Source organism: Inhella gelatinilytica (genome assembly GCF_016093295.1).
Taxonomy (GTDB): domain Bacteria; phylum Pseudomonadota; class Gammaproteobacteria; order Burkholderiales; family Burkholderiaceae_C; genus Inhella; species Inhella gelatinilytica.
The window spans coordinates 90,127-116,506 of record NZ_JAEDAL010000002.1; the positions used below are offsets into that span (position 1 = coordinate 90,127).

Annotated in this window: 28 protein-coding genes and 1 riboswitch; of the genes, 19 read left to right on the top strand and 9 right to left on the bottom strand. The window is 67.5% G+C overall.

The window, feature by feature from the left end:
- Positions 1-13: 13 nt before the first annotated feature.
- Both I7X43_RS05280 and I7X43_RS05285 read left to right on the top strand, forming a co-directional pair.
- The gene (locus I7X43_RS05280; RefSeq protein ID WP_198099885.1) at positions 14-595 is read left to right on the top strand and encodes a hypothetical protein; all 582 of its coding nucleotides are present in this window, start codon (positions 14-16) and stop codon (positions 593-595) included.
- An 89-nt stretch (positions 596-684) separates the two neighbouring features.
- Positions 685-1,377 (top strand): hypothetical protein, encoded by a 693-nt coding sequence (locus I7X43_RS05285; protein WP_198099886.1) that lies wholly within the window; start codon positions 685-687, stop codon positions 1,375-1,377.
- 51 nt (positions 1,378-1,428) lie between these two features.
- Here the strand turns inward: I7X43_RS05285 and I7X43_RS05290 are convergent, their stop codons facing one another.
- Genes I7X43_RS05290 through I7X43_RS05300 form a run of 3 tightly spaced genes read right to left on the bottom strand, consistent with a single transcriptional unit; the run spans position 1,429 to position 5,038 of the window.
- Entirely contained in the window at positions 1,429-2,130 is a 702-nt protein-coding gene (locus I7X43_RS05290; protein WP_198099887.1) for a glutathione S-transferase family protein, read from the bottom strand.
- Positions 2,127-3,038, bottom strand: coding sequence for a complex I NDUFA9 subunit family protein (locus I7X43_RS05295; RefSeq protein WP_198099888.1), 912 nt, complete (start codon positions 3,036-3,038; stop codon positions 2,127-2,129). Before I7X43_RS05295 ends, I7X43_RS05290 begins: the two co-directional genes overlap by 4 nt.
- Entirely contained in the window at positions 3,035-5,038 is a 2,004-nt protein-coding gene (locus I7X43_RS05300; RefSeq protein WP_198099889.1) for a lytic transglycosylase domain-containing protein, read from the bottom strand. The genes I7X43_RS05295 and I7X43_RS05300 overlap by 4 nt, the downstream gene beginning before the upstream one ends.
- A 64-nt stretch (positions 5,039-5,102) precedes the next feature.
- On the opposite strand from I7X43_RS05300, the gene I7X43_RS05305 reads away from it, so the two are divergent.
- The 10 genes from I7X43_RS05305 to I7X43_RS05350 all read left to right on the top strand — a co-directional run bounded on the left by I7X43_RS05305 (position 5,103) and on the right by I7X43_RS05350 (position 14,101).
- Positions 5,103-5,657: a 5-formyltetrahydrofolate cyclo-ligase gene (locus I7X43_RS05305; protein ID WP_198099890.1), complete on the top strand. Its 555-nt coding sequence runs from the start codon at positions 5,103-5,105 to the stop codon at positions 5,655-5,657.
- A 120-nt stretch (positions 5,658-5,777) separates the two neighbouring features.
- Positions 5,778-6,164: a hypothetical protein gene (locus I7X43_RS05310; protein ID WP_198099891.1), complete on the top strand. Its 387-nt coding sequence runs from the start codon at positions 5,778-5,780 to the stop codon at positions 6,162-6,164.
- Between the two features lie 99 nt (positions 6,165-6,263).
- The gene (locus I7X43_RS05315; RefSeq protein ID WP_198099892.1) at positions 6,264-6,719 is read left to right on the top strand and encodes a DUF411 domain-containing protein; all 456 of its coding nucleotides are present in this window, start codon (positions 6,264-6,266) and stop codon (positions 6,717-6,719) included.
- 10 nt (positions 6,720-6,729) lie between these two features.
- On the top strand, positions 6,730-7,062 hold the full coding sequence (locus I7X43_RS05320; protein ID WP_198099893.1) for a copper-binding protein: 333 nt from the start codon (positions 6,730-6,732) through the stop codon (positions 7,060-7,062).
- A gap of 32 nt (positions 7,063-7,094) precedes the next feature.
- Positions 7,095-7,673: a VTT domain-containing protein gene (locus I7X43_RS05325; RefSeq protein ID WP_198099894.1), complete on the top strand. Its 579-nt coding sequence runs from the start codon at positions 7,095-7,097 to the stop codon at positions 7,671-7,673.
- Positions 7,671-7,905, top strand: a riboswitch (cobalamin riboswitch). (Overlaps the previous gene by 3 nt.)
- Positions 7,906-7,978: 73 nt before the next feature.
- Positions 7,979-9,841, top strand: coding sequence for a TonB-dependent receptor domain-containing protein (locus I7X43_RS05330; protein WP_246480207.1), 1,863 nt, complete (start codon positions 7,979-7,981; stop codon positions 9,839-9,841).
- Between the two features lie 20 nt (positions 9,842-9,861).
- Complete coding sequence (locus tag I7X43_RS05335; protein WP_198099896.1) at positions 9,862-10,746, top strand: ABC transporter substrate-binding protein; 885 nt, start codon at positions 9,862-9,864, stop codon at positions 10,744-10,746.
- A complete protein-coding gene (locus tag I7X43_RS05340; protein ID WP_198099897.1) occupies positions 10,743-11,774 on the top strand; it encodes a FecCD family ABC transporter permease in 1,032 nt (343 codons plus the stop codon). The genes I7X43_RS05335 and I7X43_RS05340 overlap by 4 nt, the downstream gene beginning before the upstream one ends.
- A 63-nt stretch (positions 11,775-11,837) precedes the next feature.
- Complete coding sequence (locus tag I7X43_RS05345) at positions 11,838-12,623, top strand: ABC transporter ATP-binding protein (RefSeq protein ID WP_198099898.1); 786 nt, start codon at positions 11,838-11,840, stop codon at positions 12,621-12,623.
- Positions 12,605-14,101 (top strand): cobyric acid synthase, encoded by a 1,497-nt coding sequence (locus I7X43_RS05350; RefSeq protein WP_198099899.1) that lies wholly within the window; start codon positions 12,605-12,607, stop codon positions 14,099-14,101. The genes I7X43_RS05345 and I7X43_RS05350 overlap by 19 nt, the downstream gene beginning before the upstream one ends.
- Positions 14,102-14,147: 46 nt before the next feature.
- On the opposite strand, the gene I7X43_RS05355 is transcribed toward I7X43_RS05350, so the two are convergent.
- The 5 genes from I7X43_RS05355 to I7X43_RS05375 all read right to left on the bottom strand — a co-directional run bounded on the left by I7X43_RS05355 (position 14,148) and on the right by I7X43_RS05375 (position 16,140).
- Positions 14,148-14,387 (bottom strand): type II toxin-antitoxin system RelE/ParE family toxin, encoded by a 240-nt coding sequence (locus tag I7X43_RS05355; protein WP_310737536.1) that lies wholly within the window; start codon positions 14,385-14,387, stop codon positions 14,148-14,150.
- A 42-nt stretch (positions 14,388-14,429) separates the two neighbouring features.
- A complete protein-coding gene (locus I7X43_RS05360) occupies positions 14,430-14,672 on the bottom strand; it encodes a type II toxin-antitoxin system ParD family antitoxin (RefSeq protein WP_198099900.1) in 243 nt (80 codons plus the stop codon).
- A 115-nt stretch (positions 14,673-14,787) separates the two neighbouring features.
- Positions 14,788-15,219, bottom strand: coding sequence for a hypothetical protein (locus I7X43_RS05365; RefSeq protein WP_198099901.1), 432 nt, complete (start codon positions 15,217-15,219; stop codon positions 14,788-14,790).
- A 26-nt stretch (positions 15,220-15,245) separates the two neighbouring features.
- Positions 15,246-15,665 carry a hypothetical protein gene (locus tag I7X43_RS05370; RefSeq protein ID WP_198099902.1) on the bottom strand — a complete coding sequence of 140 codons (420 nt, stop codon included), beginning with the start codon at positions 15,663-15,665 and terminating at the stop codon, positions 15,246-15,248.
- A 16-nt stretch (positions 15,666-15,681) separates the two neighbouring features.
- The gene (locus tag I7X43_RS05375) at positions 15,682-16,140 is read right to left on the bottom strand and encodes a hypothetical protein (RefSeq protein ID WP_198099903.1); all 459 of its coding nucleotides are present in this window, start codon (positions 16,138-16,140) and stop codon (positions 15,682-15,684) included.
- A gap of 658 nt (positions 16,141-16,798) precedes the next feature.
- Between I7X43_RS05375 and I7X43_RS05380 the strand changes: the two genes are divergently transcribed.
- The 5 genes from I7X43_RS05380 to I7X43_RS05400 all read left to right on the top strand — a co-directional run bounded on the left by I7X43_RS05380 (position 16,799) and on the right by I7X43_RS05400 (position 23,545).
- Entirely contained in the window at positions 16,799-18,337 is a 1,539-nt protein-coding gene (locus I7X43_RS05380; protein WP_246480208.1) for a POT-type proton-dependent oligopeptide transporter, read from the top strand.
- 100 nt (positions 18,338-18,437) lie between these two features.
- Positions 18,438-19,178: a substrate-binding periplasmic protein gene (locus tag I7X43_RS05385; protein WP_246480209.1), complete on the top strand. Its 741-nt coding sequence runs from the start codon at positions 18,438-18,440 to the stop codon at positions 19,176-19,178.
- Between the two features lie 14 nt (positions 19,179-19,192).
- A complete protein-coding gene (locus I7X43_RS05390; RefSeq protein ID WP_198099904.1) occupies positions 19,193-20,950 on the top strand; it encodes a hypothetical protein in 1,758 nt (585 codons plus the stop codon).
- A 58-nt stretch (positions 20,951-21,008) separates the two neighbouring features.
- Positions 21,009-23,033, top strand: a complete 2,025-nt coding sequence (locus I7X43_RS05395) for a C1 family peptidase (RefSeq protein WP_198099905.1) — start codon at positions 21,009-21,011, stop codon at positions 23,031-23,033.
- A gap of 110 nt (positions 23,034-23,143) precedes the next feature.
- Complete coding sequence (locus I7X43_RS05400) at positions 23,144-23,545, top strand: VOC family protein (RefSeq protein WP_198099906.1); 402 nt, start codon at positions 23,144-23,146, stop codon at positions 23,543-23,545.
- Between the two features lie 13 nt (positions 23,546-23,558).
- On the opposite strand, the gene I7X43_RS05405 is transcribed toward I7X43_RS05400, so the two are convergent.
- Positions 23,559-23,945, bottom strand: a complete 387-nt coding sequence (locus I7X43_RS05405; protein WP_198099907.1) for a diacylglycerol kinase — start codon at positions 23,943-23,945, stop codon at positions 23,559-23,561.
- Between the two features lie 146 nt (positions 23,946-24,091).
- Here I7X43_RS05405 and I7X43_RS05410 point away from each other — a divergent pair, with 146 nt between their 5' ends.
- Together I7X43_RS05410 and I7X43_RS05415 are read left to right on the top strand one after the other, a co-directional pair.
- Complete coding sequence (locus I7X43_RS05410; RefSeq protein WP_198099908.1) at positions 24,092-25,750, top strand: response regulator; 1,659 nt, start codon at positions 24,092-24,094, stop codon at positions 25,748-25,750.
- Positions 25,747-26,358, top strand: a complete 612-nt coding sequence (locus tag I7X43_RS05415; protein ID WP_198099909.1) for a sensor histidine kinase — start codon at positions 25,747-25,749, stop codon at positions 26,356-26,358. Before I7X43_RS05410 ends, I7X43_RS05415 begins: the two co-directional genes overlap by 4 nt.
- The last annotated feature ends 22 nt before the right edge of the window (positions 26,359-26,380 follow it).

Genomic DNA, 26,380 nt, shown 5'->3' on the forward strand with positions numbered 1-26,380 from the left:
GTGGAGGTGTTAAATGGATGCTCTAAAAGGCAAAAATAATGCGGAACAAGGTGGATTTGCTGTCACTGATCCGCAGGGTGTTTTGATATTTGGTGTTTCGCTAATTGTTGCACTTTTGTTCGAGCTTTTTTTGGCGGGAATTATCGATAAGCCAAAGGATGGTTTTCTTGAAAGACTAATTGCGGGCCTTGTCTGTGGCGGTTTGGCTCTTGTAATAAATTCTCTGTTGATGTACCGGATACGTGCACTTTTGCCCGGTGTTCGATTGGATCTAGAACTGGGGGAGATCTCCTTCCCAGGGGGCGGCTTGGCTGCGAATGGCGTGTTTGATTACGTTCGACCGAAGTTCTGGATGCAATACTTGGATCGGATCGTCATCAAGACAGACCAAGTGACGCAAATCGGGTTGGATGCACGATGGAAAAAAGTTCCTTTTCTGGGTGACAAGGATGGCGAGCGTAGGGTTTGGACGCTGAGGCTGGATGGTGATTTCGGCTCAACGGGTATTGATTTTTCGAACAAGAAAAAGGCTGAGCAGGCCTATGGGCAGTTGGCGGCCTACTTGGAAGCAGGATCACCGGTCGTTGTTCGTTGATAGGGGGTTGCAGGCCGCCGAACCCAGGGCAGTCATCGGGTTCGCGGCCTTTTATTTAATCGGTATGGTTTGGTTGAGGTTGAGTGGGAATGAATCTGATCGATGTGATTGATCGGCAAAGTCCTGAAAATATGAGGAGTGTTTTGAAGGCGATGCTGTCGACTTTGATAACCCCCGCATTTGGTGTGCATTCAAAGAGCGAGATTGAATTGGCCGTGTTTCGTGCCTTTATACAGATTGGCGCACTCCCGGACAATCCGCAAATTTATGAGTTGGTTTCTGGCTTGAGGATTTCACGAACAAAAGCCAGGAGGCTGATATATGACCATGAGTTGCGCACCAAATCGGAGGCGGATCTACATGAGGAGGCCCTAGCTATTTTGAGGCGGCCCGTGCTGCAGAAGCGGGGTGACTCTCTTGCATTGGCAGTGGAGAGACCCTTGGTTTCGGACTACATCCGTGCGAAAGTCCAGGAGCGAGGCAGGCTGACCGATGGATCGTTCTCGCCGAATATAATTATCCTTGGCGTAGACGCTTATGCGGATTTGGTAGATTTCTTAATTCCGGATGCCAACAAAAAAGAAGCGATTGCATCAATGATCGCTGCGGGTGTGCCGGAAAATTCCGTCAAGGGCTTTATTGTCGCTGTTTGTAAAAAGCTGGCGTCAACCGTTGCGGATGACGTGGGAAGGGCTGCGGTTGAGGAATACGTGTCGCCGATGATTGACGGTGGCTTTGAAAAATTTAGCGAACTGATGGTGTCAATTTTTAACAAATCTTAAAAGCTGACGACTGGCCCGGCGATTTTTGGGTGCTAGGGCAGACCTGCTTATTTATCGAGCCGGCTCGTCCGCGCTCGCCCGATAAGGCTCGTCGTCCGGCACAAAGCGCTTTTCAGCGAGCGCATCGGCCACCCAGGCTTGAACGGCCGGGGTGGTCTCCAGGGTCTGAACATAAGCAGCGCACGCCCCACTCAGCGGCAGGCCGTAGCGTGTGAGGCGCATGGCCACGGGCGCGAAGTAGGCATCGACGGCGCCAAATGCACTGCCCATCAAGTAAGGGCCACCGTGGGCTTGCAGTTCGGGCGTCCACAGGGCTTCCAGGCGGGCCAGGTCGGCGCGCAAGCCGGGTTCGGTGGCCAGCAGGCGCTGGCCCACGGCGCGCAGGTCGCAGTCGATGTTCATGGGGCACAGGCGGCGCAGGTCCCCAAAGCCGCTGTGCATGGTGGCGGCCAGGCTGCGGGCCCGCGCCCGCGCTTTGGACTCGCGCGGCCACACGGCGTGCTCTGGGTGCAGGTCGGCTACGCGCTCGGCGATGGCCAGGCTGTCCCAGGTGGTGAAGCCGTCGTCTTCCACCAGTACCGGTACGCGGGCCGTGGGGCTGATCTGCCCGGCTTGGGCGCTGAACTGGGAGCCCGGCTGGAAGTGATCGAACAAGATCACCTCCTCCTCAAACGCGATGCCGTAATGCTTCAGCAGCACCCAGGGGCGCATGGACCACGACGAGTAGTTCTTGTTGGCAATGACGAGTTTCATGCGAGAGCGCGGGGTTTGAGGTAAGTGGGCGCCAGGGCCTTGAGGCTGTGGGCGGGGAGCCCGAGTTCGGACAGGCCCGGCAAGTGGCCGGTGGCGACATTGGGAACACGCAGCGAGCGCAGGTTGTCGCGGCTGAGCAAGGGCCCGGGCAGGTGTTCGAACACCCAAGCTTGTAACCAAGCGAGCGCGGGGGGCAAGGCCAGAACCGGTCGCGGGCAGTGGGCCCAGCGCCCTGCCAACTGCACCAACTCCCGCAACGTGAACACCTCGGGGCCGGCCAGCTCGTAGGTTTGACCGATGGTCTCCGGGTGCGTGAGCCCGTGGACCAAGGCACGCACCACATCGCCGACCCACACGGGCTGCAGGCGTGCCGTGGCACCCCCCAGCGCCATCACCGGCAGCCCGCGCTGTAGGCCGGCGAAGAGGTTCATGAATTGGTCTTCTGCGCCAAAAATGACCGAGGGGCGGTAAATCGTCCACTGCAGGCCGCTTTGGGCGCGCAGCGTGGTTTCCCCCCGGGCTTTGGCCATCAGGTAATGCGAACCCGAGGCTTCTGCACCCTCCACACCCAAGGCGCTGAGGTGCAGCAGGCGCGGCACCTGGGCTTTCAGGCACGCGCGGGCCAAGCGGTGCGGCCACTGCACCTGAATGCGCTCGAAGTCGGCCGCGCTGCCGTGCAGGATGGCAATCAAATTGATCACGGCATCCTGCCCCGCCAGCAGTTGCGCCAAGAAGGCTTCATCGCGCAGCACATCGCCGCGATGCACGGTGACGGCGGGCAAAGTCAACAAGGGGCGGGCTTGGCGGTCGCGCCGCGTGGGGACGGTGACGCGGTGCCCCGCACGCTGCAACTGTTCACACAGGGCGCGCCCGACGAACCCACTGCCTCCGAGAACGAGGACGTTCATGGCAACTCTCCATTGGCCGGCGGGGCTGACGCGGGTCGCGGTCCAATGCGCTGGCCCAGCCGCTCGCGAAGCAGCGCCTGGGGTTGACCCATCAGGCGGGCGTAGAGCGTGGCGTTGGCCAGCACCTTCTTGACGTAGTCCCGCGTCTCGGTAAACGGAATGGTCTCGGCCCACGCGGCAGCGTCCATTTCCGGGCCTTCGCGCCAGCGGCGGGAGCGGCTGGGCCCTGCGTTGTAGGCCGCCGCAGCCAAGGGCAAGGCGCCGCCAAAGTCGTCGAGCACCAGGCGCAAATAAGCCATTCCCAAGCGCAGATTGGTGTCCATGTCGGCGATCTGTCCACCCTGATACGGCAGCCCAATTTTCTTGGCCGTCCACTTGGCCGTCGCCGGCATGAGTTGCATCAGACCAGACGCGCCCACGCCGGAGCGCGCGTCCAAGATGAAGCGCGACTCTTGGCGGATCAGGCCATAGGGATCGGCCGGGTTGAGTCCGGCGGCCTGCGCGCGCTCTTGGACCTGGGTGCGGAAGGGCGTGGGAAAGCGTTGCCCCAGGTGCACCTCGTGCTTGGTTTTTTCGCTGGTGTTGATGCAACGATCCCAAACCTGCGCGTCACAGGCGCGCTGGGCTGCTGCGAGCAACTCCCGATCACCCAGGCCGCGCAGGCTGAAATTCCATTCGCGCACCCCTTCACTGCGCAGGCCGCTTTGGATCAGCAGCAGGGCGCGGCTCAGACCGGCGTGTTGGGTGGCGGCTTGGCGCTCGGCCTCGGTCAAGGGGGCGGGCACGGCGGGCAGGGCGAGGTTGGCGCCCACGTCTTCTGCCGCCAGTTGTCCGTAAAAGTGCAGGGGCGACGCCAACTGCAACAAGGCCCCGCGGGCCTCCCGACGGGCGGGTTCACCGCGTTCGCCTTCCGGCGCGCTGCGGTAACGGGCTTGGGCATGCCAGTACTGCCACGTGGGATCGCTGCGCAGGCTCTCGGGCATGCCACTCACCAGCGTTCGCAGCAGGTCCCAGTCGCCACTGCCGCTGTTCGTCCGCAGGGCCGCCCGGGCGCCAGCGCTCAGTGTTTCGTCGCTCCAATCGCCCACTTGGCTGCGCACGGCCAGGGCTTTGCGGTAATAACTGGCGGCGTCTTCGTGCAGGCGCGATGCCGCTTGCCGTCCGAATTGCGACCACACCCACTGCTTGAGCGCCGGGGGCAGGACTTCGGCCCAGCGGTTTTCCAGTTGCTCGGCGGGCCCTTCGGTGCTCTGCGCCGCTTGGCGCACCAGCGCGACGGCGATCTCCTCTTGGTGCCAGCGCCCTTTGGGCCGGGCCTTGCGCTGCAGGTACAGCGCCGGTTTGTCGTAGGCGAGTTCCAGCGACTGCTCATCGTGCTTCTTGAGCAGCCCCAGCGTCTGTCGAAACGCCTTGGTGCGACCCGCTTCGACCGTGCTGTTGATCTTGCGCCGAATGTCGTCGGTCCCGAAGACCTTGGTCTCCACCAGGGCTTCGGCCAGTGACTGGCACCCTTCGTCGGCTTCGCGCTGCGCCAACCAAGCGGTCAGCGCGCGGTCTTTGAACGGACGCTTGTCGGCGTCTTTGACGGGGCGACCCAGACGATGTTCGGCATGCAGGGCGTGGCAATGCACTTCGCGGTCGTCGTCCATGCGAAAGCGCGGGTAGTCCGCGGCGAAGGCGGCCCAGTCCTTGCGGCGCCCGAGTTCCAGCAACCAGTCGTTGCGCAGGCGATCTTCCACATAGCTGCCCGGCCAGCGTTGGTAGAAGGCCTCGACATCGGCCACCGTGGTGGCCGGCAGTCGGCTGAACGTACGCCAGTAGTCCACCCAGGGGGCCAAGGGGTGCTGGGCTTGCTGGGCTTGGTCCGCCAGCCGGCTCAGGGCCGGCACATCGCGTTTGCGCCAAGCCTCGCGGGCAGCGTCCAACAGGGCATCCGCGGGCTGGGCATGGATCTGAAAGGGGAAGGCGGCCAGGGCGGCCCAGAGCAACTTCTTCAACATGGGTGTCATTGAACACCAGAAACCGAGGCCCTGCGGCGAGAACGGGCAGGCTCAAAATGGTGATATGAACCTGACCACTATGGATCGCGCCGCGCTGCGTCGCCACCTCAAAGCCGCGCGTGAACTGTGGCTGACGGATCACCCCGAAGCGCCGGCTGCGTTGGCGGGGCACTTGGCTTCGGTGTTGGCGCAGTTGGAGCCGCTGTGTCTGGGCCTGTATTGGCCCCTGCCAGGCGAATTCGATGCCCCGGCGTTTTGGCGGCAGCATGCCCTGACGGGGGTGACGGTGGCGCTTCCCTTTGCGTTTCGTGAGGGGCGGCGCATGGAATTCCGGCGGTGGGACGGGCAGGCCCCCTCGCAGACCGATGAAATGGGCATTCCTGCCCCGGTGGGGGCGGGTGTCGAACCCGACGTGGTCCTGGTGCCCTGTGTGGGTTACCGGACGGATGGCTATCGCCTGGGCTACGGAGGAGGGTACTTTGACCGCTGGCTGGCGGCCCGGCCCGGCGTGACGGCGGTGGGCGTGGCCTGGCAGAGCGCGCAGGTGGACTTCGCGGTGGCGCCGCATGACCAGGCCTTGCCCATCGTGGTGACCGACGCTGGGGTGTTGGCCCCCTGAGTGAAGGGGGTCGGCGGGGCGTTTTGACCCCCTGAAATCGGTGGATTTCCTCCTTTTGGGGGGGTGCCGCAATGGGGGTGGGAGTGACAGAGTCGGGCCATCCGAGCCGGGGAGGTCGTCATGGACGGACAAGCACTCGGGGGCCGTGCCCCCATCGCATCCACACTACGGGCCCGCTACGTGGCCGAACGCAAGGGCGCCCATGTGGTGCGGGTCTCCACCCGCGCCCGCGCCTTCAGCAGCGGCGGGGCCGAGTTGTGGTTGGAACTGTTGGTCAATGGGCAGCGTGCCGTGTTTGGCGAGCCCATCCTGTGGCAGGGGGGGACCCAAGACATCGAACTGGAATACGAGTTGATGCTGAACCCGGGCCAGACGGTGGACCTGCTGGCCATGAGCGGCTGTGCGCAAGCCCTGCCTTGCGGAATCGAACTGGAGTTGGAGCCGGCCGGGTGGATGGCTCCGTTGCTGCCGGCCCGCCGCCGCGTGGGTGACTTCTTGCCGGCTTGACCTGCATTAACCCTCGAGCCTTGCCAAAGGGGGGCTTGGTGGTGAAATCTCCGCCGTGTCGGTGGCGCCGGGGCGCACCGTGGAACAAGGACACGACGGATGAAACGACGAACCGCATGGATGGCGCTGGCGAGCGCTGGAATGGCCCCGGCCCTGTGGGCACAAGGGGCCTTGCCCAAGGTGGTGGTCTGGAAGGGCCCGCAATGCGGGTGCTGCAAGGACTGGATTGAGCACCTGCGTCAGCAGGGCTTCTCCGACATCCAAGTGCATGAGGACGGCAACGATGAAGCGCGTCAGCGCCTCAAAATGCCGCTTGCTTTGGGGTCTTGCCACACGGCCCAAATTGGGCGCTATGTGATCGAAGGGCATGTGCCCGCGGCGGACATCAAGCGCTTGCTCAAAAACCAAACCGACGCGCTGGGGCTGGCAGTTCCCGGCATGCCCGTCGGGTCGCCCGGAATGGACGGCCCGGCCTATGGCGGTCGGCACGACCCCTATGAAGTGCTGTTGGTGCGCCGCGACGGCAGCACACGCGTGTTTCAAACCTACCGCTGATGAGGATCGTATGAAGTGGGTATTTGCTTTCTTGCTGTGCGGGGTGTCCATGGGCACCGTTCAGGCGCATAACCACGCCCATTCGCATGGCGCAGGGCACGAGGCCGCAGCGCCTGCCGCGACGGACGAATGGGTGGACGGCGAAGTGCGCAAGCTTGAGCTGGCTGCGGGCAAAGTTCAGTTGAAGCACGGCCCCATCAAGCACATGGACATGCCGCCCATGACCATGGTGTTCCACGTCAAAGAGCCGGCCCTGCTGAATGGTCTCCAGGTGGGCGACAAGCTGAAATTCCGTGTTGTCCGGGAGGGTGGCAAGTTCATGGTGACGGAGATTCAGCGCTGAGCCCTGCGCAACGCGCCTGAGCGAATCACCCGGTGCTGAACAGTTCCCTTGAAACCCGCTTGCTGCAAGCCTTGTTGCGGCAGGCGGATGCCCCGCGCTTCCCGCTGACCGTGGCCGGGGTGGCGCTGGCGGCAACGTTGTCCATGTCTGTGCCCTTTGCCTCCCTCTTGGTGGCGGCGGTGTTGATGGCGCCGCGCCGCTGGTGGGCCATCGCGGGGGGCGCCAGCCTGGGGGCTGCCCTGGGGGCGGCCCTGCTGTACTGGGCCTTCCATCACATGGGCTGGGACGCGCTGGCGCAACGCTATCCCGACCTGATGCGCTCCGCGGCCTGGGTGGATGCCACGCGCTGGCTCAGTGACTGGGGGGTTTGGGCCCTGTTGGCGATTGCGGCCTTGCCTTTGCCGCTCACGCCCGCTCTGGCGTTCGCGGCCTTGACCAATTTGCCCATGGCCGCGGTGGTAGCAGCTCTATGGCTGGGCAAGCTCGTTAAGTACAGCGTCTACGCGGGCGCGGCAGCGCACTTTCCGCAGCGCTGGTTGACGCGCGCTTTGCGCCGCCTGCACATCCTGGACGCGGCCTCGCAGCGGGCCCACGGCAGCCGCCTCCGCTAAACTGACCCCATTGTTGGTGCGCGCGGCCTCAAGCCTGGGGTCGCCGTTCAACGGGAATCAGCAGGGCTCCCACCACCCGGTGAGCCGCCCCAAACTGAGCTGCCCCCGCAACGGTAAGCGGACGAAGGCCTCGCGCCTTCCGCTCCTGTCGAAGCCACTGGATCGCACGATCTGGGAAGGACACAGGGGTTGTTCCGTCAGCCCGGATACCGGCCAACTGGGGGGTGCGCCGCGCGAGCGGTGGCGCCATGAGGTGCGCGGCTGCGGGGAAGCAGCGGTGCACGATGTCTGCTGGTTCTTTCTTCATGTCTTCTCTTGTCTCGGGCCTGCGCGCCCAACCCTCTGCCGTGGCCCTCGCCGCTGCGGCTGCCCTCGCTTTGGCCACGCCGCTGGCCAACGCCCAAACCTCCACCTTGGACCCCGTCAGCGTCACCGCCACCCGCGGGGCGGCGCAACGCGTGGACCAAGCCCTGGCCGAAGTCACCGTGCTCGATCGGGCGGACCTGGAGGCGCAAGCCGGCCGCAGCCTGGCCGAGGTGCTGGCCGCCCAACCAGGCGTGCAGTTTTGGTCCAACGGCGGTTTGGGCAAAACGGCCTCGGTTTCGCTGCGCGGCCTGGAGGCCCGCCACACCCTGCTGCTGATCGACGGTGTGCGCTACGGCTCGGCCACGCTCGGCCTGCCTATTTGGGACAACCTGCCGCTGGATGCCATCGAGCGCATCGAGATCGTGCGCGGTCCCTTGTCAGCGCTCTACGGCAGCGACGCCGTGGGCGGTGTGGTGCAGGTGTTCACGCGCAAGGCGCGCGGTGCGGGCCTCAAAGCCCATGGCCGTGTGGCGGTGGGCAGCCACGGCTTGCGCCAAGGCAGTGCAGGCCTGAATTGGGCCGAAGGCGCGGTGGACGCCAGCCTGGGCCTGCAAACCTTGCGCGACGAGGGCTTCTCAGCCACCAACCCGCGTGAGCGCTTTGGCAGCCACAACCCCGACCGCGACGGCCTGCGCCAGCGTGGTTTGACCGGCCGCCTGGGCGTCAAGCTGGGCGGGGATTGGCGGGCGGAACTGCTGGGCCAAGACCAGCGCGGCAAGAGTCAGTACGACGATGGCCCGGGGGCCGATTCGCGCACGCAGATGAACAGCCGCGTGCTGGCCTTGCAAGTGGGCGGCACCGTGAGCGGGCGCTGGCACAGCCAGGTGCGGGTGTCGCGGTCGGTGGACGAGTCCGACGTGCAGGTCTCCGCTTCGCCGTGGATGGACCTGGGCGTCACCGGCACCACGCAACAGCAAATTGCCTGGGAGAACCAGCTGCAAACCGACTTGGGCCGTGTGTTGCTGCTGGCCGAGCGCCTGGAGCAAGACGTCACCCGGCCGGGCCAAGCCTATGAGGTCAGCCACCGCAGCATCGACGCCTACGCGGCCGGCCTCACCGGCGCCGCGGGCGCCCACCACTGGCAACTGGCCGCACGCCACGACCGCAATTCGCAGTTCGGGCACCAAAACACCGGCTCGGCGGCCTACGGCTACGCCTTGAGCGAGGCTTGGCGCTTGGGCGCCTCGCTGGGCACCAGCTTTGTGGCGCCGAGCTTCAACCAGCTCTATTACCCCAGCTTTGGCAACCCCAATCTGCAACCCGAAGAAGGCCGCCACCAAGAGCTGTTTGCACAGTGGGCCCAAGGCGCCCACCAACTGCGCGTGGCCGCCTTTGACAACCGCATCCGGGGCTACATCAGCAGCGGCCCGGCCCCGACCAACATCCCGCGCGCCCGGATCAAAGGCCTGAGCCTGAGCTATGACCTGAGCTGGGCGGGCTGGACGCTCAACGCCTCAGCCGACCACCTGGATCCGCGCAACGCGAGCCAAGGGACGGCCCAACTGGACAAGTTGCTGCCGCGCCGGGCCAAGACGCACCTGCGTCTGGGGCTCGAGCACAGCTGGGGTGATTGGACGCTGGGGGGGCAACTGCGTCACGCGGGCAAGCGGTACGAGAACGCTACCAACACCCTGGAAGTGGCGGGCCACACCGTGCTGGACTTGCGGGCCGATTGGCGCCTGAATGCCGACTGGGCGCTGGGCCTCAAGCTCAACAACGTGGCCGACAAAGCCTACGAAACCGCAACCGGCTACAACCAGCCGGGGCGGGAGTGGCAAGTCGTGCTGCGCTGGGGCCGCTAAGGCAAGCAGGGAGTCGAACGATGCGACGCGCACAAAGTTTGAGCTGGTTGCGACTGCTGAGCCTGGCTGGGGTCTTGCTGCTGGCCAAGCTGGCCACGGCGGCACCGCTGGAACTGCACGACGACAGCGGGCGCACGCTGCGCCTCAAGCAGCCCGCGCAGCGCATCGTCAGCCTCCTGCCCTCGTTGACTGAGGCGGTCGGCGCCCTTGGGGCCACCGACCGCCTCGTGGGCGTGGACCGTTACTCCAACTGGCCGGCGGCGGTGACCCGACTGCCGCAATTGGGCGGCTTGGACGACGTGCAGATCGAGACGCTCGTGGCCCTGAAGCCGGACGTGGTGCTGGCCTCGGTCGCCGCGCGCTCGCTGGATCGGCTGGAGGCGCTCGGCATCCCGGTGCTGCGCCTGCGCTCGGAAAGCCATGCCGATGTGCGTCGCTCCTTGGGCCTGGTGGCCCAGCTTGTCGGTCAACCCGAGGGCGCGGAGCGCCTGTGGGCGCGCGTGCAGCAGCAGGTGGCGGCGGCGCGCGCCCGCGTGCCGGCCCACTTGCGCGGCCAATCGGTTTACTTTGAAATCGGCGGGGGCCCCTATGCCGCTGGCGCCAGTTCGTTCATCGGCGAGACGCTGGCGCAGCTCGGGCTGCCCAATGCCGTGCCCACACACCTGGGGCCCTTTCCCAAGCTCAATCCGGAATTCATCGTGCAGGCGCGGCCGGCGCTCATCCTGGGGACGGCCAAGGAGCAAGCGGCGCTGAAGAAGCGGCCCGGTTGGGCGGCCATCCCGGCGGTCAAGAACGGGCGCCTGTGCGGTTTTGAGTCGGTGCCCTACGAGATCCTGGTGCGGCCCAGCCCGCGCCTGGGTGACGCGGCCGGCTTGCTGGCCGATTGCTTGGCCAAACTGCCATGAACCTGCCTGGGCTCAGCCCCTCAGCCCACCAACGCCAGCGGCTGGCGCTGGGTCTGGCGCTGCTGCTCGGTTTTGGCATCCTGGCGGGCTTGCTGACCGGCCAGCACGGCTTTTCGCCCACCGATTTCTGGCGGCAACTGCAAGGCGACCAAGGCGCGCTGATCCTTGGCCAGATCCGCGCCCCCCGCACCCTGGGCGCGGCCCTGGTGGGCGGGCTGTTGGGGCTGGCCGGCGCGCTGGCGCAGGGCCTCTTTCGCAACCCCTTGGCCGATCCGTATTTGCTCGGCTCCGCCGCCGGGGCGGGCCTGGCCGTGGTGCTGGTGATGGCCGGCGCCACGTTGGGTGGCTTGTCGCTCAGCTTGGCCACCTTGGCGTGGATCGAGCGCGTGGGCCTCGTCGGCGCCGCGTTTGGCGGTGCGCTGGCCGGGGTGCTGCTCACCCTCAGCTTGGCGGCCGGTGCGCTGCACACGCTGCGCTTGTTGCTGGCTGGTGTGGTGGTGGCCGTGGTGTTGGGCGCGGTGAGCGACTTCATCACCGTGCTCTCGCCCGACGCGCTGCGTGGCAAGCAAGCCTTCATGCTGGGCAGCACCAGCTTCATCGGCTGGGACGCTGTGCTCTTGCTGGCCGCAGGGCTGGCGGGCTTGCTCTGGGCCGTTCGGGGCCGCGCCCGTGTGCTGGATGCCCTGACCCTGGGGGAGGACAGCGCGGCCAGCCTCGGGCTGGATTTGGGCCGCTTGCGCCTGCATTTGGTGGCCTTGCTCGCCGCGTGCACGGCATTGGCCGTGTCCCAGGTCGGTTTGGTGGGCTTTGTGGGCTTGGTGTCCCCCCACTTGGTGCGCCGCCACGCCAGTGGCCTGCACGCGTGGCTGCTGGTGGCCAGCAGCGCCATGGGTGCCGTGCTGTTGCTGTGGGCCGACGTGCTCAGCCGTGCCCTCATCGCGCCACAGGAGCTGCCCGTGGGGGTGGTGACCTCGGTGCTGGGTGGGGGCTATCTTTTTGTGCTGCTGCGCCGTTGGGGGTTGGGATGAGGCACCCCCGAAGCACCCAGGGGCGCCTGCTCCTGATCTTGATGGTCTGCATCGAATCTCGCCATGCTCGACGCTAAGGCTTTACGCATTGAACTGGGCGGGCGCGAAGTGTTGCGCGGCGTCGATTTGCAGATCGGCCCCGGCTGGACCGCCATCGTCGGGCCCAACGGCGCAGGCAAGTCCACCTTGCTGCGTGCGCTGGCAGGCTTGCTGCAGCCCCAGCACGGGCGCGTGCAGTTGACCGGGCAGGCCTTGACGCAGTGGAGCGCGCCGGAGCGCGCCCAGCGCTTGGCGTGGATGGCCCAGCAGGGCGAGACCAGCGGCGAGCTCAGCGTGCGCGAGACCGTGGAGCTGGGGCGCATCGCCCATTTGGGCTTGGCCGGTGTGCCCGGCGTGCGTGACCGCGAGGCAGTGGAGCGCGCCTTGGCGCGCTGCGAGGCCCAGGCCTGGACCGAGCGCCGCCTGCACGAGCTCAGTGGCGGCGAACGCCAGCGCGTGTTGCTGGCGCGGGCGCTCGCCACCGAGGCGCCGCTGCTGCTGCTGGATGAGCCCACCACCCACCTCGACGCACCGCACCAAGTTGCGCTCGCACGGCTTTTTCGCGAGCTGGCGCAGGAGGGGCGTGGCGTGGTCAGCGTGCTGCACGACCTGGCTTTGGCCCTGCAAGCTGACCGCGTGGTCGTGCTCAGCGCCGGCGCGGTGGTGGCCGATGGCGGCCCGCAAGACCCCGCCCTGCAACGGGCGCTGGAGGCGGTCTTCGGGCACGCCGTGCGCGTCGAAACCGGCGGCTGCGGCCGACCGCAAATCCACCTCAACCTGGAGGCTCCCCCGTGCCCGCCCGCACCTTGATCGTCTGGGGCTGCAGCAGTGGTGCGGGCAAGAGCCTGCTCGCCACGGCGCTGTGCCGCTGGGCGGCCAACGCCGGCTACGAGGTCGCGCCCTACAAAGCGCAGAACATGAGCAACAACGCCCGCGTCGTGCCCCTGCCGAACGACGGTTCTGACGGGGGTGAGGGCTTTGGCGAGATCGGCTCCGCCCAGTACTTCCAGGCCCTGGCCGCGCGCGTGCGGCCCACGGTGGACATGAACCCGGTGCTGCTCAAGCCCGAGGCCGACACCCGCAGCCAAGTGGTGCTCAACGGCCGCGTGGCCCGCGAGCTGGCGGAGGTGCCCTGGCGCGAGCGCAGCCACCACCTGGCACAGGCCGCTCGCGCGGGCTTTGAGCGGCTGCACGCCGCGCACGAGCTGCTGATCGTGGAGGGCGCCGGCTCCCCTGCCGAGATCAACCTGGCTGACCACGACTTCGTCAACCTCGGCGTGGCGCGCTGGGCCCAGGCGTGCGGGCCCACGCAGGCCCTGTTGGTGTCGGACATCGACCGGGGCGGTGCCTTCGCCCACCTACACGGCACCTGGGCCTTGATGCCCGACGACCTGCGCCCGCTCTTGAGCGGTTGGGTGCTGAACAAGTTCCGCGGCGACGCCACGCTGTTGGCGCCGGGGCCGGCTCTCTTGCAGGCGCGCACGGGCGTGCCCTTGCTGGGCGTGCTGCCCCTGCTACGCCACCATGGCTTGCCGGAGGAGGATGGGCTCTACGGCGTTGAGCCCGCTCGCGGTGGCGCCTCAGACGCCCTGCGCATCGCCATCCTCGCCGGGCCGCACATCAGCAACTTGGACGAGTTCTTGCCCCTCAGCCAACTGCCCGGCGTGCGCCTGGTGTGGGCACGCGAGCGGGCGCACGCAGAGGACGCCGATTGGTTGATCCTGCCCGGTAGCAAGCAAGCCAGTGGCGATGGGGCGTGGCTGCGTGCCCAAGGGCTGGACACGCTGGTGCAGGCGCATGCCGCCGCGGGCAAGCCGGTGCTGGGCATCTGCGGCGGTTTGCAGCTCTTGGGTCAGACCCTGGCCGACCCCGAGGGCCTGGATGGCGTGCCCCATGCGGGCCAGGCGGGCTTGGGCCTTTTGCCCCTCCACACCCACTACCAAGCCCCCAAACGCCTGCGCACGGGCCGCCTCACCCTCGCAGGCCTGCACGGCCCGTGGGCGGGGCTGAACGGGGTCGCCACCGAAGGCTATGAGATCCGCTGCGGCCGCACCGAGGGCCTGCCGCAGGCCACCCCCGTGGCCTGGGCCGACGATGGCCACCCCATCGGCTGGCAGCAGGGCTCGGCGTTGGGCTTGTACGCCCACGGTCTCTTGGAACAACCCGCCTTCTTGCGCGCCTTGTTTGGTGCACAAGTGCCGCTGCTCGACACCGCGCTGGACCGCTTGGCCGATGCGCTTGAGGCAGCGGTGGGGCGCCCGGGGCTGATTCGCCTGATGGGGTGCTGAGAGCGACGGCCCCAACCGCGAGCACGGCGGGTGGCCCTCGCCCCGGCTAAAAATGCCGCTCGGCGTCCTGTCGCTGGTGCAGGACGCGGATCACATCCAGATGGGCGGGGCCGTTCAGAAAATAGATGACGTGCGACCCGCACAGGTACTTCATGAAATCCGGCAACACATCTGCGGGCCGCCGCTGCTTGGTGCCTGCGGCGAGTCCTTCAAAGGCGGCTACAAGCTCGTGCAGGTAGGTGTCAGCTTGTGCTCGTGACCAGTGTTTCAGCGTGTAGAGCCAGATGCCTCCAGGTCACCCTCGGCCGCCGGAGAGAGCCGGTACGTCTTACCCATGCCGTGCGTGCATGCGGTCCAGGAAGGCTGCGCTATCGAACGCGCGGGGCTCGCCCGATTGCAGGCCGGCGCTCAGTGCCTCTTGCAGCGCCTTGACCCTGGCCTCGTGCTCATCCAGCAGCCTCAGCCCCGCCCTGGCCACATCACTGGCGGAACCATAGCAACCGCCTTGGACCTGGGCATCAATGAAGCTCACGAAATGCGGCCCAAGGGTGACGGAGGTATTTCGGCTCATCAGCGCACTCCTATTTGGTGGCAAAAATGTGCCAAAAATTGGTACTTTTCTGCGTGACCTGGGGTGGCGATCGAAACGATGGCGGCGCCGACACGGAGTGCAAGCGGTTGGGCGTCTATAGATCGCGCCACGATGTCCATACACCCACCAGATGCGTGGTGCCGATCAGCAAGCAAATGCCGGACGAAATCACCCAGAACGTGGTGCTGTTGCCGGGGAACAGGGGTTGGATGACCGGGTAGGCGAAACCGCGCGCCAGATAGATGCCCGTGATCAGCACCAGCCCCCACTTGGCCAGCGGCAGCCTGGGCCCCCAACCCGCACCACTGAACGCAAACAGCGCCCACACGCCCAAGCAGGCGGCAATGCCCAGCGTGACCACCGTGGGCTGCCACTGCCCCAATTCCGCCGCCCGCGCCATGCGCTCACCCGCCCCCATCACCCGGTACGCTGGCGCCCCGATGGCAATGCAAGCCAAGTGCGCGAGCGCCGCCAACGCGCTGAACGTGCCGGCAAGGGTGAGGGCGAGGGAGCCGAGGTGTTGCATGTGCGGATGGGTGAGTCGATGAAGGGCTACTTGAGATCCGCGCCGGGTTCACCCCGCGCCGCCCGCCGCAGCGCCTGCCCCGCGGCCACACCGCCACCCACGAGTGCGGCCAGCAGCGCGGGGATCAACTCGCTCCCGGCCTGCCACACAAACAGGGCCGCGAACACCCCACCGGCCAGCAGGGCGATCCAGGCCACCTCAACCGGGTAGTCCGGCGCGGTGCGGGCTGGCAGCCCCACAAAGGCAAACGAGCCGAGGCCCGCCGCCAGCGCGTAGGCGGCTTGTTCCGCCGCCGGGTACCAAGCCGCCGTGCAGACGCCCGACACCAGCAGGTCCGGCGGGCAGAGGCGGGTGAGGGCGTGGGTGAACAGCACGGCGCCCACAAAGGCCACGATGAGGCCCAGCGCGGGGCCCAACAGGGCGAGAAGCCAACGGAGGGATTTCATGGGTTCAGTCAGCGGGTCAGGGCTCATCGGGGTACAGGCTCGCGGTGGCATCCGAGGACTCGACGATGCGCTGCATCTGGGCACCGAAGCGGTGCAAGTCTTCGTAGCAGGCCGGCAGCTCAAAGCTGGCCCAGCCGCGGCTCTCTGGCCGCTGCTGTTCATGCGTGCCATCGCCCAGCCGCACCTGGATGCCGATCTGGCCGGTACGACCAATCGGATACACCCGCAGCCCGACCAACACATCCCGCAAGCGGGGCGGTGAGCTACCTGATTCCCAGTAGCCCCCTTCGAGTCGCCATTCCGTGCCCGGCGTGAGTGTCAAGCCCGACTGCAACTTCTCACCAAAGGCGCGGACCTCGTCCTGCGCGAACCAGGCCGATCCGGCGCCGGCAAAGCGCTCGCAACTGGCGGTGACGAAGAGCTCGCCTGCGCCATCCGAATCCGGTTCAAAACGAAGCACAAGCTGGGATTTCATGCGGGGGAGATGTCAGGAAAGTGGCTCAGAACGGCTCGGCTGGCGGGCGCTCTCGCGCTCGAAACGAAATCAAGGGCAGCATCGCACTTGACGCCGCGGGGGCATAGTGGGTTCAAGTTAAACCGGTGGGCTCTTTGGGCTTTCGGAGGAACAGGACGTACTGCACAACGAACCAGTCGTAGGTGACATCCACCAGTTCCCATCCATCGTTTCCAAGGCCCTCGCACACGGCTTGCAGCTCTCTCAGCTTTCGATTCCTGGACTTGAAAAGTCCTTTGACGGTTTCGATCCTGTAGTCCCAGAGGGGCATGGTGCAGCTTCGCATCGTATAAGTTCATCGGGTTAGCCAGCGCAGCTTGAGCAGGTCAACTGCGAAGACCAAACAGGGGCTTTCTGTGATCCCGCCCAGAGCGGCGGGGCGAAAATCGAAGTTTTGAAATCCATTGTGCTTTGGAAGGCACAAGCCCACGTTGCGGGTTACCGAGATCCGGCTCGACTTGGGTAGTCTGATGAAGTAGGTGCCTGTCCGTCGTGGCCAAGTGGCTTGGCCAGCGCACGAGGTGCCGGGAAAACACAAGGGTTTTCTACACTCCACGCCTTTTCCAGCCCGCAGGGCCGGGCGGGCCGTGGGCCTGGGCCGGGCCTTGCTTCAACCACCATGGCCGACATCCAGCAACCCACGCCGCGCATGCCGCGGCAGATCCCCTTCATCATTGGCAACGAAGGGTGTGAGCGCTTCAGCTTCTATGGCATGCGCAACATCTTGACGGTGTTCTTGATGTCCAGCCTGCTGCTCTCGGTGCCGGAGGAGCTGCGCAAGGCCGAGGCCAAGGAGGTGTTCCACACCTTCGTGATTGGTGTGTACTTCTTCCCGCTGCTGGGCGGCTGGATTGCGGACCGCTTCTTCGGCAAATACAACACCATCTTCTGGCTCAGCCTGGTGTACTGCGCGGGCCATGCCTGCCTGGCGCTGTTTGAGAACAACCTGCGCGGCTTTTACTTCGGGCTCTTTTTGATCTCGCTGGGCTCGGGCGGCATCAAGCCGCTGGTCAGCTCCTTCGTGGGGGACCAGTTCGACCAGAGCAACCGCTCGCTGGCGCGCAAGGTGTTTGATGCCTTCTACTGGATCATCAACTTCGGCTCCTTCTTTGCCTCGCTGCTGATGCCGGTGGTGCTCAAGACCTGGGGCGCGAGCGTGGCGTTTGGCATTCCGGGCCTGCTGATGGGCCTGGCCACGCTGATCTTCTGGCTGGGCCGCAAGCGCTATGTGCACACGCCGGTGCAGCGAGACGGCAACCCGCATGGCTTTTTGAAGGTGGTGCTGAGCGCACTGCGCGCGGGGGGCGCCGGCACGGCGGTGGCGCTCTTGGGCGTGGGCGGCGCGGTGTGGAGCCTGACTGCCATCCCCCAACTGGGCCTGGTGGCCGCGGTGTGCCTGGCCTTGGTGTTGGTGATGGGTTTTGGCGGCGTGGGTGCCGCGCTGCAGTTGCACAAAGTGGGCACACAGCACCCGGCCGAGGCGGTCGATGGCGCGCGGGCGGTGCTGCGGCTCTTGGTGCTGTTTGCGCTGGTGACGCCGTTTTGGTCGCTGTTCGATCAAAAGGCCTCGACCTGGGTGCTGCAAGCGGACCAGATGGGCAAACCCGAGTGGTTCCAGAGTTCCATGATGCAGGCGCTGAACCCGCTCTTGGTGATGATCCTGATCCCCTTCAACAACCTGGTGCTCTACCCGCTGGTGGAGCGCCTCGGGGTGGCGGTCACACCCCTGCGCCGCATGGGCCTGGGGATCGCCCTGTCCGGTGTGGCCTGGATCGTCGTGGGCGGGATGCAGCTGTGGCTGGATGGCGGCCAAAGCGTGAGCATCGTCTGGCAGGTGCTGCCCTATGCCATCTTGACGATGGGCGAGGTGCTGGTCTCCGCCACGGGTTTGGAGTTCGCGTACAGCCAAGCGCCGCTGGCCATGAAGGGCGTGATCACGAGCTTCTGGAACCTGTCGGTGACGGTCGGCAACCTGTGGGTGCTGCTGGCCAACAGCAGCGTCAAGAGCCCGGCGGTCACGGCGGCCATCCAAGGCGCGGGCTTTGGCGTCACGGCCTTCCAGATGTTCTTCTTCGCCGGTTTTGCGCTGCTGGCCGCCCTGCTTTTTGCGCTCTACGCCCGCGGCTACACCATGCAGAACAACTACCGGGCGGCGTGAGGCGATCCGGGCGCCCAGTCGGGCCTTTGTTGCGGCGCGGTCTTGGGATACAAAGCGCACTGCACAGTGCCGTCCCTTGTTGCAGTGAAAGGGCCCCCAGTTGAAGCTCTTAGCTTGTGTTGCCGCCGTGGCCGTTGGGTGTCTGGGTGTCGACGCGCACGCCGCCGACGTGCGGATGGCCTTTGGCGAAAAGATCCCGCCCTTTAGCTTTCCGGCGACCAATTCCGGCATTGAAATCGAGACCTACCGTGAGGCCTTGGCGCTGAAAGGACACCGGCTGATTCCGATGTACTTCCCGTTTGTGCGCGTGCCCTTGGCCTTCAAGGCCGGGCGGGTCGATGCAGCGATGACGGATTTGGGCGAGGACTTGCGTGCGGAAGGCGGGCATTACGGCGACAGCGCCGTGCTCTATGACAACGTGCTGTTCACGTTGAAGGAGCGCGGGCTGAGCCTTCAGTCCCCCGCGGACTTGTTGCCCTTGCGGGTGGTGTCGTTCCAGGGGGCGGCGAAGCGCTACCCGGAGTGGTTGGGGCCGCTGGAAAAGGTGGGCGGCCTCTCGGAGGTTAACGATCAGGCGACCCAGGTTCGTTTGCTCATGGTGGGCCGGGTGGACGTGGTCCTCAGCGACCGCCTGATCTTTCAGTACTTCACGCAGGAAGTGCGCAAGCAGGGGATCAAGATCCTGCCGGTGACCGCCCATCGCTTCACGGTGGCCCGCCCCGAGGACTACCGCCCGGTGTTCCGCGACGCGCAGATCCGCGATGACTTCAATGCGGGGCTGAAGCAGCTGCGCGCCAGCGGCCGTTTGGCGCAGATATACAAGCAATACATCGAGGACTGATGGGGCCAGTGCGGATGCGCACAATCGCCCCTGTGTTGCTCAAGCGCCTGCATGCCCCCACCCGCCCCAAGGGCGTCGTCTTCGGACGACAGCCCAGCCTGCTGGCGCGGGCGCTCTGGTTGTCGGCCCTGTTGCACGTGTGGCTGGCGCTGAGCGTGGGGTTGCGTACGGGCCCCGCCGACCCCGCGCGCAGCGGCCGGGGCGGGCCCCTGGTGATGGTGTTGGAAGGCTGGGGCACAGCGCCCCGGGGGCGGGCCGAGACGGAGGTGCCCGAGGTGCTTCCCGATGGCCCGACGGGAACAGCGGCCACCCCGCGGCACGGCGGTGTGGTGCGACCGGCGGTCGAGGTCGCGGCTGATACGCCTGGCGCTCGGCGCCAAGGCCGCTGGAGGCCGCAGGAAGTTCGGCCGGACCCCGACCGCGCGGAGGGCGACGGCGGCGGGCGTGGCGAGGGGCCGGCCCCCCGGCCCGCACCGGCCCTTTCGGCGCAGCCTCCAGCCCCCCCGGTACCGCCCCCTGAAGCGCCGGGACCGGAACCCCGCCGCTTGGGTGGGCCGGTGACGCCCCAGCGAACCGCGCCGCCAGAGACTGCGCCTGCAGTGCCGCGCTTGGCGGTCCCTGAGCCATCTGCCCAGGTCGAGCCGCAGTCGGCGAAGCCGGAAGTGCCCCCGCCGGTGCCGGCCCCGGAACCTGAGGCTGTGCCGGCCGTGGAGCCGGTGCTGCGGGTGTTAACGCCCGATGCCCCCCAGGTGCGCGAGCGCCCGCTTGGCGTGGAGCGGGCGGGAGGGGGGGTGGCGCCGACCTTGCTGGATGCTCAGGCTCTGGCCGAGCAGCTGGCGCACATGCGGCAACGCCTGGCGGTGACCGAAGCCCAAACCGCGCAGCGCGAGGCTGCCGCTCAGGCCGCGGCGTCTGCCGCAGCGGCTGCTTCGGCCACACCAGCGGCCTCGGCGCCCACGCCCGCGGTGCCGCGCTGGCTGGAGGCGCCGGCCGAGCCGCGGCCGCGCAGCGCGGTGGAACGCCTGCGTGCGCTGAGTCTGCCGCCTGCGCGTGCCACGGCCCTTTCGCCCCCGCCCACCCTGCCGCCGGAACCCAACGAAGCCGTGTCCGAACCCGAGCCCGTGCTGCGCACCTTGAACGATCCGGCCGTGACGCCCCTGCGCCCCGTGCTGGAAACCCTGCGCCAACCCCGACTGGAGGCGCTGCCCACGGCGCGCCCCAGCCCCGCTTTGTCGCCAGCCGTTCCGCGTTTGGAGACCCCGCCGGAGGTGGCACCGGCACCGGTGCTTGCCTCGCCGGTCCCGAGTGCGGCGCCCCCCGCGGTCGCGGCGCCCAGCCCGGCGGGGGTGCCGCCAGCGCCCGTGGGCGGTCCCGTCCCCCAGACGCCGGCAGCGCTGGCCCCGGGCGGAGCGGCGCTGAGCCGTGGCGACCCACAGCCCAGTCAGGACCCGGGGCCTCGGGCCACCGCGGGTGGGCCCGACGCCGGGCCCCGGGTGGGACATGATGTGGCCACGGCGCCGTCGGCGGCCGCCAGTGCGCCCCCACCGCCGTTGAACCTCAGCTTGCCGCGCAGCAGCGCCGCCGGTCCGCGTCGCAGCCCGGGTCTTCTGGAGCTGCTGCCGGCCCTGCCGCCGGAGCGCAAGAACAAGATGGAAAAGGCCGTGGAGGACGCGCAGCGGGAGGACTGCCGCAAAGCCCATCAAGAAAAAGGCCTGCTGGCCTTGGGGCCGATGGCGTTGGAGGCCCTGCGCAACAAGGGTTGCAAGTGGTGAGCCCCCGCGCACGGGGCGGTTGAACGACATTCTGGGAGGACCTGTGCCCAAAAAACAAATGACGATCGCCGGCCGCCGGCTGGCCTTGGACGTGCGGCCGGACCGCCTGGACCTGCGCGACCGGCCCTACCGCCCGCCCCTGGGCAACCTGCCTCCGTGTTTTCCGAGCGATGCCGAGCTGGCCGCCTTTTTGCCGCGCTACGCCCAGGCGGGCCATGTGCTGAACCAGGGGGAGGACGGTGCCTGCACCGGGTTTGGCCTGGCGGCCGTCATCAACACCCTGCGGTTTCGTGCCCACGAGGCGGACGCTGCCGAGCCCCCGCCGCGCGTCAGCCCAGCCATGCTCTACCGCGTGGCCCAGCTCTACGACGAGTGGCCGGGAGAGGACTACGAGGGCTCCAGCTGCCGCGGCGCCCTGAAAGGCTGGCACCGGCACGGGGTGTGCCGCGAGTCGCTTTGGCCTTACCTCGCGCCGGGGCACAAGCCGGGGGCTGCGCCGCCGCTCGAAGACCCGACGGCCCCACTCGACCCGCGCCGCAACTGGGATGTGGATGCGCTCGCCTGCGTGCTGGGGGTGTACTACCGGGTGGACCAGCGCGCCATCGTGGATGTGCAGGCGGCGATCCGCGAGTGCGGCGCCCTGCTGGCCTCGGCCGTGGTGCACGACGGCTGGGGCGTGGACGCGCAAACCCAGCTGAGCGGACACGCGGACTTGCCGACCATCAGCAGCTCGCCGACGCCCGGCAAGGGCGGCACCCATGCTTTTGCGCTGGTGGGCTACAACGCCCGCGGTTTTGTGGTGCAGAACTCCTGGGGCCCCGACTGGGGCGCGCACGGTTGCGCGCTGCTGCCCTATGAAGACTGGCTGCTGCACGGGGTGGATGCCTGGGCCTTCACCCTGGGCGTGCCGCGCCACAGCGTGGGCCTGCTCGGGGCCGGCGCGCGCGCCGCACGGTTTTTGCTGCCGTCGCCCAGCAGCCCGACCGCGGTGTCAGCCGGCGCTGGGGAGCTGGCACCCGATCAAGCCTTGCGGCACACGGTGCTGATGAATCGCGGCCTGCCGCTGCGCAACGACATCACCGCGGCGGACGCGCGCCAAGCCGTGCGCGCCACGGCCTATGCCCACCCGCTGGTGTGGCTGCGCTCGCAGCGCCGCAAGAAAGTCCTGGTCTATGCGATGGGCGGCCCGGTGACCGAGGCCGAGGCGCTGGCGCGGGTGCGGGCGCTCGCCCCCAAGGCGCTGGCCCGCGGTGTCTACCCGCTGTTCGTGGTGGGACGGGCCACGGGGCTGGAGGGCGCGCCGGTCTACGCCGATGCCGTCGCTGCCCGCGCCGGTTTGAAGGAGCCCTCGGAGCGGGGGGACCGCCTGCTGGAGGCTGAGCTGCGAGCCCCCGGAGGGGCGCTGTGGGCCCAGACCCAGGCCGATGCCGCACGGGCTTGCGAAGACCCCGAGGGCGCCGGCCGGCAAGTGGCGGCAGCCCTCAAGGCCTTGGCCGCCGCCGTGCCCGGCTTGGAGATCCACCTGGTCGGGCACTCCGACGGCGCCCTGTTGCTGGGCCACCTGCTGCGCCGCTTCAAGCCCCTGGGCCTGGCGGCTGCCAGCCTGCACCTCTTTGCGCCGGCCTGCACGCCGGCCTTTGCGCTGGAGACCTTCAAGCCCGCGGTCGAGGCCGGCACGCTCCGGCCCGCGCGCTGGTGGATCCACGCCCTCTCCGAGGCCAACGAGCGCGCCGACCGCGTGGGCGCCTACGGTCGCTCCTGGCTGTACCTGGTCAGCCGCGCGCTGGAGACCGCCCACAAGACGCCGCTGATTGGCTTGGCCCGCTGCCTCGACCCCAAGACCGTGGCGCCCGGGATGGCGGACGGCCTGTGGGCCACCGCTGCCCTGGACACCGTGCGCGCCTGGCAAGGCTTTTGGGGGGCTCACCCCAAGGCCGCCCAGCGCTTTCAGGTCTGGGCCGAACGCCGTTTTGACGATGGCGCGGACGGCGTGCCCGCCGCACACACGGCGTTTGACCGCTCCTCAGCCCTGTGGAGTCTGACCTTGGATCGCATTCAGAAACCCCGGCCCGCCCAAGGGTAGCGAGCTGCTGGCCGGGCGCTCGGGCGCGCCTTCGAACCACAATGCCCCCGTTGGCCCGCACGGGATCGCCTGTTGCGTGGCCCGCTTTCCTTTCAGCCCAGGAGTAACCCATGTTCAGCCACATCATGGTCGGCACCCAAGACATCGACCGCTCGCAACGCTTTTACGACGCGGTCCTGAGCGTGCTCGGAGCCGGCGCCGCGGTGCAAAACACGGCCAGCAGCGGCCACAAGCGGCTTTTTTACCGGCACGACGGCGCCAGCTTTTGCGTGACCGAACCCATCAATGGCGAGCCGGCCACGGTGGCCAATGGCGGCACCATCGGCTTTAAGTGCGACTCTCCCGAGCAGGTGCAGGCCTTCCACGATGCAGCGGTGGCCCACGGTGGCACGTCCATCGAGTCGCCGCCGGGGCTGCGCGGTGAAGGGCCGGGCGCGATGTACCTGGCTTATGTGCGCGACCCGGACGGCCACAAACTGTGCGCCCTGCACCGGCCCAAGCCGGCGCGTTGAGCCAGACCGGGCCTTAAGCCCAGCGCTCGACGATCACCCAACCCCACACGCCCGTGCACAGGAGCAGCGCCATCAGCACGGCGGCGCTGCCAAAGTCCTTGGCTCGGCCCAGGAGGGCGTGGTGTTCCACACTGATGGCATCGGCCAGGGCTTCGAGCGCGGAGTTGAGCAACTCCACCATCCACACCAGCACCACGGCGCCGATCAGCGCCAGCACCTCCCCGAGGCTGCGCCCCAGCCAGGGCGCAGCGGCGATCAGCGGGATGCCGATCACCAGCTCCTGCCGGAAAGCGGCTTCGTGCTGCACCGCAGCCCGCAGGCCTTGCAGGGAGTAGCCGAACGCGCGCCACACGCGGATCAGACCGCCGTGGCTTTTCAGGGGGTGTTGGGAGGGGGTCATGGTGCTGTGAAGGGGCCGCAGCCCGAATGATCGCCGATGGGGCGCCGAACCCCCGGAATCCGGGTGGTCCGAGGCCCCACAACGCGGGCGGCAGGCTCCGCGATCAGCGTAAGCTCCTCCCCACAAGAAGGGGAGCTGGGGAGTCCATGCGTCTGAACCATCCTTATGCCGAGCTCGATGCCTTGGTCATCGACGACATGGCCACGCAGCAGACGACCTTGCGCACCCAACTGCACATGGTGGGGATTGATCGGGTGGATGCCGTCAGCTCGGCCGACGACGCCCTGCGCCACATTCGCGGCAAGCGCTACCACCTCATCCTGTGTGACTACAACCTCAACGCCAAGACAGACGGCCAGCAACTGTTCGAGCACCTGCGTGAGAACCGTCTGCTGCCCCCGGATTGTTTGTTCTTCATGGTGACGGCGGAGAGCCACTACAGCGCGGTGGCGTCGGCCAGCGAGCAGGTGCCCGACGCCTACCTGCTCAAGCCCATCACGGCGGGCGACATCGAGGAGCGGCTGCGCACGCAACTCGAGAAGCGACAGGCCCTGCTGCCCATCACGAAGGCGCTGGGCAAACAAGATTGGCTCGCCGCCGTTCAGGCTGCGGACGAGGTTCTGGCGCGCAAGGACCGCTGGTTCATGCATGCCTTGCAGCACAAGGCGCAATTGCAGTTGCAACTGGGCGCGGTGGACGAGGCCCGCGGCGTGTATGAACAGGCGCTACAGCTGCGGCCTGGGTTGCTCTGGGCTCAGGTGGGGCTGATGCGCGCTCACAAAGCCGCGGGCGCCTTTCAGCAGTGTCGCGAGCTCGCCCTGGCGGTGCTCCAGACGCCGGATGGCAGTCGGTGCTTGCCCGCGTTTGATTTGTTGGCCGATGCTCAGGAGCGGCTGGGCGACACCGCCGCGGCCGTCGAGACGCTCAAGCAGGCGGTGCAGGCGGTCCCGTCGGCGCGGCGTCAGCGGCTGCTGGGGGAGGCGGCCTACCGCGAGGGCGACTTGGCCGTGGCCAGGCAAGCCTACGCCAAGGCCTACAAGGGTGGGCAGGGCTCGGTGATGGCCCAGCCCCAAGATGCGCTGGTGTTGGCCCAGGCCCTGGTGGAGCAAGGGGAGGGCAAAGAGGCGCTGACGCTGCTCACCGAGGCCCATGCGCGGGGCACCCGCGGCGCCGCCTTTGACCAGGTGGCATTGGCGATCAAAGCACAGGCCTGGGTGCAGACCGGCGAGGCCGCGCGAGGTCTGGCGGCCGCCAATCAGGCCTTGGAAATGGGGGGCACGCGCAAGGGCGATTTTGCGACGCTGGCCCTTGCACGGGCCGCCTTGGCCACCGGCCAAGACGCGCGGGCGCTGGGCCTGATGCAGCGCGCCCTGTGCGCCGACCATGAAGACTTGCGCACGCAGCGCTTGGTGACGCGGGCGCTGACGGACCATGGAAAAGGCGAGGAGGCCCAGGCCTTGATCGCCAGTGCCAGCCAGAGCCTGAAAACGCGCCTCTTTGAAGCCAAGCGCCTGTTGCGCAGTGGACAGCTGGATGAGGCGCTGGTGGCCATCGAGGCCGAATTGGCGGATTACCCCGAGAACACGACGGTGCTGCTGGAATGCACGCAGATGAACTGCATGTGGCTGCGCCTCAACAAGTGCCTGGAGGCCTCGCGCGTGGACCGGGTGCGTGACTACCTGGCCCGGCTGGAGAAGCTGTTGCCGGGCCATGAGCGCGTGGCGCAGATGCGCCGCTATCTGCGCGAGACCTTGGCCACGCTCAGCCGTGAGGGCGGCTTTTCCATCAGCAAGGAATTGGCGTGAACCGCGAGCTGATGGCGCTACTGGTCCACGACCTGAAAAACCAGCTTGGCAATTTGGAAGCGGAATTGGCCTGTTTGGCGGAGGCGCCCGACACGGCGCGCGCCCAGCGCGCTCACCACCACTGCGCGCAGCTGCGGCAGCGGCTGGTGGCCTATCTCACGCTCTACGGCGGCGGCCACGAAGCCTTGCAGGCGCAATTGGAGGACGAATCGCCGTCCGGCTTTCTGCGCACGCTGGAGCACATGCCATCCCGCCCCGAAGGCGCGCCGCTGCTACTGGTGACCGATGGCGCGCTGCCGCCGTTTTGGTATTTCGATGCCCGCTTGGTGCGCCTCGCCCTGGAGGCTGCCCTGCACAACGCGTGGCGCTTTGCGCGGGACGAGGTGGTGCTGTCGGTCGGCGCGGACGCCGGGGGGGTGCTCTTCGCCGTGGAAGACGATGGGCCGGGCTTGGGCAGCCCGGACCCGAGCGCCCAGAGCTCGACGGGGCTGGGCATGGAGCTGTGCGCCGCGGTGGCGCGCGCCCACCGGCGCGAAGAGCAGCGGGGTTGGGTGGCGTTGAGGCCGCGCCCGGGTGGCGGAACGCGCTTTCACCTCTGGCTTCCCTAAGCGAGGCCGGCTCGCACCGGCC

Coding starts and splice junctions, on each gene's coding strand:
- I7X43_RS05280 (WP_198099885.1), top strand. CDS start 14: ATGGATGCTCTAAAAGGCAAAAATAATGCGGAACAAGGTGGATTTGCT.
- I7X43_RS05285 (WP_198099886.1), top strand. CDS start 685: ATGAATCTGATCGATGTGATTGATCGGCAAAGTCCTGAAAATATGAGG.
- I7X43_RS05290 (WP_198099887.1), bottom strand. CDS start 2,130: ATGAAACTCGTCATTGCCAACAAGAACTACTCGTCGTGGTCCATGCGC.
- I7X43_RS05295 (WP_198099888.1), bottom strand. CDS start 3,038: ATGAACGTCCTCGTTCTCGGAGGCAGTGGGTTCGTCGGGCGCGCCCTG.
- I7X43_RS05300 (WP_198099889.1), bottom strand. CDS start 5,038: ATGTTGAAGAAGTTGCTCTGGGCCGCCCTGGCCGCCTTCCCCTTTCAG.
- I7X43_RS05305 (WP_198099890.1), top strand. CDS start 5,103: ATGAACCTGACCACTATGGATCGCGCCGCGCTGCGTCGCCACCTCAAA.
- I7X43_RS05310 (WP_198099891.1), top strand. CDS start 5,778: ATGGACGGACAAGCACTCGGGGGCCGTGCCCCCATCGCATCCACACTA.
- I7X43_RS05315 (WP_198099892.1), top strand. CDS start 6,264: ATGAAACGACGAACCGCATGGATGGCGCTGGCGAGCGCTGGAATGGCC.
- I7X43_RS05320 (WP_198099893.1), top strand. CDS start 6,730: ATGAAGTGGGTATTTGCTTTCTTGCTGTGCGGGGTGTCCATGGGCACC.
- I7X43_RS05330 (WP_246480207.1), top strand. CDS start 7,979: ATGTCTTCTCTTGTCTCGGGCCTGCGCGCCCAACCCTCTGCCGTGGCC.
- I7X43_RS05335 (WP_198099896.1), top strand. CDS start 9,862: ATGCGACGCGCACAAAGTTTGAGCTGGTTGCGACTGCTGAGCCTGGCT.
- I7X43_RS05340 (WP_198099897.1), top strand. CDS start 10,743: ATGAACCTGCCTGGGCTCAGCCCCTCAGCCCACCAACGCCAGCGGCTG.
- I7X43_RS05345 (WP_198099898.1), top strand. CDS start 11,838: ATGCTCGACGCTAAGGCTTTACGCATTGAACTGGGCGGGCGCGAAGTG.
- I7X43_RS05360 (WP_198099900.1), bottom strand. CDS start 14,672: ATGAGCCGAAATACCTCCGTCACCCTTGGGCCGCATTTCGTGAGCTTC.
- I7X43_RS05365 (WP_198099901.1), bottom strand. CDS start 15,219: ATGCAACACCTCGGCTCCCTCGCCCTCACCCTTGCCGGCACGTTCAGC.
- I7X43_RS05370 (WP_198099902.1), bottom strand. CDS start 15,665: ATGAAATCCCTCCGTTGGCTTCTCGCCCTGTTGGGCCCCGCGCTGGGC.
- I7X43_RS05375 (WP_198099903.1), bottom strand. CDS start 16,140: ATGAAATCCCAGCTTGTGCTTCGTTTTGAACCGGATTCGGATGGCGCA.
- I7X43_RS05380 (WP_246480208.1), top strand. CDS start 16,799: ATGGCCGACATCCAGCAACCCACGCCGCGCATGCCGCGGCAGATCCCC.
- I7X43_RS05390 (WP_198099904.1), top strand. CDS start 19,193: ATGCGCACAATCGCCCCTGTGTTGCTCAAGCGCCTGCATGCCCCCACC.
- I7X43_RS05395 (WP_198099905.1), top strand. CDS start 21,009: ATGACGATCGCCGGCCGCCGGCTGGCCTTGGACGTGCGGCCGGACCGC.
- I7X43_RS05400 (WP_198099906.1), top strand. CDS start 23,144: ATGTTCAGCCACATCATGGTCGGCACCCAAGACATCGACCGCTCGCAA.
- I7X43_RS05405 (WP_198099907.1), bottom strand. CDS start 23,945: ATGACCCCCTCCCAACACCCCCTGAAAAGCCACGGCGGTCTGATCCGC.
- I7X43_RS05410 (WP_198099908.1), top strand. CDS start 24,092: ATGCGTCTGAACCATCCTTATGCCGAGCTCGATGCCTTGGTCATCGAC.